The sequence below is a fragment of the Rhodococcus zopfii NBRC 100606 = JCM 9919 genome, from assembly GCF_001895025.1.
GTDB lineage: Bacteria > Actinomycetota > Actinomycetes > Mycobacteriales > Mycobacteriaceae > Rhodococcus > Rhodococcus zopfii.
The window spans coordinates 1-3134 of the sequence record NZ_BCXI01000099.1 but is presented as its reverse complement, the minus strand read 5'-3'; the positions used below and the strand labels follow the sequence as shown (position 1 = coordinate 3134).

Genomic DNA, 3134 nt, shown 5'->3' with positions numbered 1-3134 from the left:
ATCCCATCGGGTTTCGTTCCCTTCATCGACAACTGGAGGAACTCCCAACCCCAACACTAAACGATCTTGAATATGCCCCATTCGGGGCCGGTGTTGCGTCATCGGAGGTGTGCGGGTCGATCTATGACCGGAACGGGCCGAGGCGGAATGTCCGCGTTGAGGATGATTCGCAACGGAACCCGTCGAGGATGTCGGCAGATGGATGTATCAAGAGTCCTGTTTGACGATCCTCAAACAGGACAGAATCTGAGAAGTGCTCGCGGGTTCCCACAGCGGTTCGGAGAGGATCTGGAAATCGAGCCGCCCGAAGGTGTTCGTCTGTCCGTATCCAACTCCGGAGCTGTGGCAAGGCACGGTTCTCTGAATCGGGCGTGCGTCCTTGACGGTGCGGGCTCGCCGGGCAGCAAATCTCCCCGAACTACCGGGACAGGGCAGGGAGAATAACCCGGTGGCGCTCAGGAATCGGCAAGGTACGAGATCGCGTACGACGTGGCTGACGGCGGCCTTCTGGATCCTCACGCTCGTGTTCACCTACGCATTGCTCGGGCTCTTCGGCTGGTGGGTCTGGCTGGTGTACCTCGGTGCAGGATTCGCGCTCACCTGTTTCTGGTGGACGCGACGCCGTCACAGTCGGTATGCGATCGTGTTCGGCTCGACCTGCACAGTGTCGGTGGTCATGGCGCTGGCAATGATCGGGTGGGCACTGTGTGCGACGGTCTCGGTCCCGGTCGACAGCGTCGGGCCCCGGACAGTGGTGTGCGGATCCGTCCTCAGTCCGGTGCCGACCGGCGAACTGAAAGTCACGATCGGCGGGGCGGACGAGCCCGGGGCGCTCCCGCAAGAAGGGCTGGAGCGCAGGTGCTCGAACAGGCTCGACGATCGCGGCGATCGAGCAGCAGGTCTGGCCTTGATGGCTCTGTTTGTCGCCGTGCGGGCCGCCGGGCACTTCGTTTCCCCGAGAACTCTTTCGACCGTTTGATGCTGCGCACGTCCGGTCCCAGAACACGAGTCGTTTCGGCCGCAGTGCTGCGGCGCGCCCTGGCAGCTTGCCCCTGCACCTTCGCAGGAACCGAGGTTCGGTGACCGCCCGCTGTCCTACGGATCGGCCACATACGCTCGGGACATGGTGCGCACAGCGGTATTCGACCCGACCGACAAGGACGGGTTCATCGAGCAGCGACAACGCTTCGACTGGACGCTGCTGCAGAACGGCACCGTGTTCCGGTACGAGGCCGCCTTTCATCTCGACAGCGCCTGCGATCGCCTTGCCGCACTCGGCTACCTCGTGCACCGGATCGACGGCGATGATTGGACCTCCACCGGCGACATGTACGACGCGTTCGCCCGGGCAATGTCGTACGACCCCGATTACGGCCGCGGCCCGGATGCCTTCGTCGACACCCTCCGCGATGTCGCGGCCTTCACCTTCGGCAGTGACCCGTCGTCGACCGGCACCGTCCTGGGGCTCCGTGCACAATATTCGACTGTGCACGGGGCTTTGGTGCCATTCAACCGAAAATTAAACGAACGAAATCAACGAAAGGGAATCATATTATTCCACCGATATCGCCTCGTCGGGCATCCTTGGCAACAGTAGGCGCGCTTATTATCTTAACGGGGTGCAATTCACCTGAAACTGGAATTCGTGACCAAGTTGAGCAGATGAATTCTCTGCCCCCTGGAACCGTTGCTGCTGTCACCATCGGTCCGGGGGTGCTTCCGATGCCAGATAACTCAAAAACGACCGTTGTAACATTCGACGACAAAGGTGGCATAACTGGGCAGCTCAGCGGAAGCGCAATCACTTCGAGCGCATCTGTAGGGTGGCCCGGAGGTTTGACCACAGCCAACGCGTCCTCACTTACAACACTGACCTTCTCCGACAAAATCACTGTCGAGATCGACGAGAACATGCTGGAAGGCGCATCTTCCCGGCCCGGTTCCAATGGATCATTATTCTGGTTCAACACCGCCCAACCGGACGGCCCAGAGGTTCCCTACAGGAATAATTATGTAGTAACCAGTCCCGATACCCTTCCGAGACTACAGTCCGTCCCAGGGATAATTCGAACGGGAAGCTACTGCGGAGATTTCGCTTACGGCGTTATGGTCCCTTTCGAAGAAATAGCCTCCACCCAAGAGAGCGTTACCAATAGTCTTTACAGGATGCCTTCAACGGGCGAACCCCCTACCATCATCTCTCAATGGGATTCGCCAAGTGAGGATCGGGCATTCTCGCGAACCTCGGCGTGCTCTCCGGATGGAAGATTCCTGTACAACATATTCGGCCAGGCCGCTGGATTTAGAGATAAATCCAGACAAGACGCCATCAGACTTGTCCGAATCGATACAGAAACAGGGTCCAGGGAAGTAAAAACCATTGACGTCGGTGACAAACACGTGCAATTCAGCGAACCGGGTACTCTTACACTTCTATGGGACCAACTATTCTGGATAGACAAGGCCGGATCCGTATACTCGATCGCTGTCAACGACGATTCGCTGGTGATACAGGACAACTGGAAGATTCCATATCTAGGCAAGCTTCACCGAGCAAATGTATCTGACAATATTGTTGTCGCAATCCAGCACGACGAAGTTCCTACGTACACCGAGTACGACCTCCTCACCGGAAATACGGTTCGTGGTCCAGTAGAAATATCTTGGCTTCCCGGAATTCTATCCGACCACGAACCAAGCTCTGTTCTCTCGGTGTCCCGAGTCGACCGGTAGATCCGTCCGGCACCGCAACGCCCACGCGTTCTTTCACGTTCATCGCTCGCACCCTTCGAAGGAGGTCACGGTTATCTCGCGCACGACCTGTCAGCTATGTGTCCGGGGGCCCTACACGTCCAATCGCGGTTGGGCTGCCTAGTTTTCGACCGCCGTTGACACGTTCGTGTGCTCCAACCGAGGCAAATGGCTGGCTTGGTGAAGTCGAGGGCCTGCGGATCAGTCTCGCCGCAGCGGAGGACAAACTCATCCTGCTAGTTTCGGGTGTGCTGTTTGGCGATCGTCAAACAGCACAGCCGACCGTGAATGTGAAGGCGAGGAAACCCCAACGTGATTCTCATGCCCGCTCGTCATCGACGGATCTGGGCCAAGGCCCCGCGTCTCGCTTTGGTGGGCCACGT

3 protein-coding genes are annotated in these 3134 nt (G+C 58.4%); all 3 read left to right on the top strand.

The window, feature by feature from the left end; translation table 11 throughout:
- Nucleotides 1-448: 448 nt before the first annotated feature.
- The gene (locus tag RZ1_RS29220) at nt 449-979 is read left to right on the top strand and encodes a hypothetical protein (RefSeq protein ID WP_139282073.1); all 531 of its coding nucleotides are present in this window, start codon (nt 449-451) and stop codon (nt 977-979) included.
- Between the two features lie 144 nt (nt 980-1123).
- Complete coding sequence (locus RZ1_RS29215; RefSeq protein WP_072816417.1) at nt 1124-1597, top strand: barstar family protein; 474 nt, start codon at nt 1124-1126, stop codon at nt 1595-1597.
- A 65-nt stretch (nt 1598-1662) separates the two neighbouring features.
- The gene (locus RZ1_RS30360; protein WP_139282072.1) at nt 1663-2733 is read left to right on the top strand and encodes a hypothetical protein; all 1071 of its coding nucleotides are present in this window, start codon (nt 1663-1665) and stop codon (nt 2731-2733) included.
- Nucleotides 2734-3134: the final 401 nt, after the last annotated feature.

Coding starts and splice junctions, on each gene's coding strand:
- RZ1_RS29215 (WP_072816417.1), top strand. CDS start 1,124: ATGGTGCGCACAGCGGTATTCGACCCGACCGACAAGGACGGGTTCATC.
- RZ1_RS30360 (WP_139282072.1), top strand. CDS start 1,663: ATGAATTCTCTGCCCCCTGGAACCGTTGCTGCTGTCACCATCGGTCCG.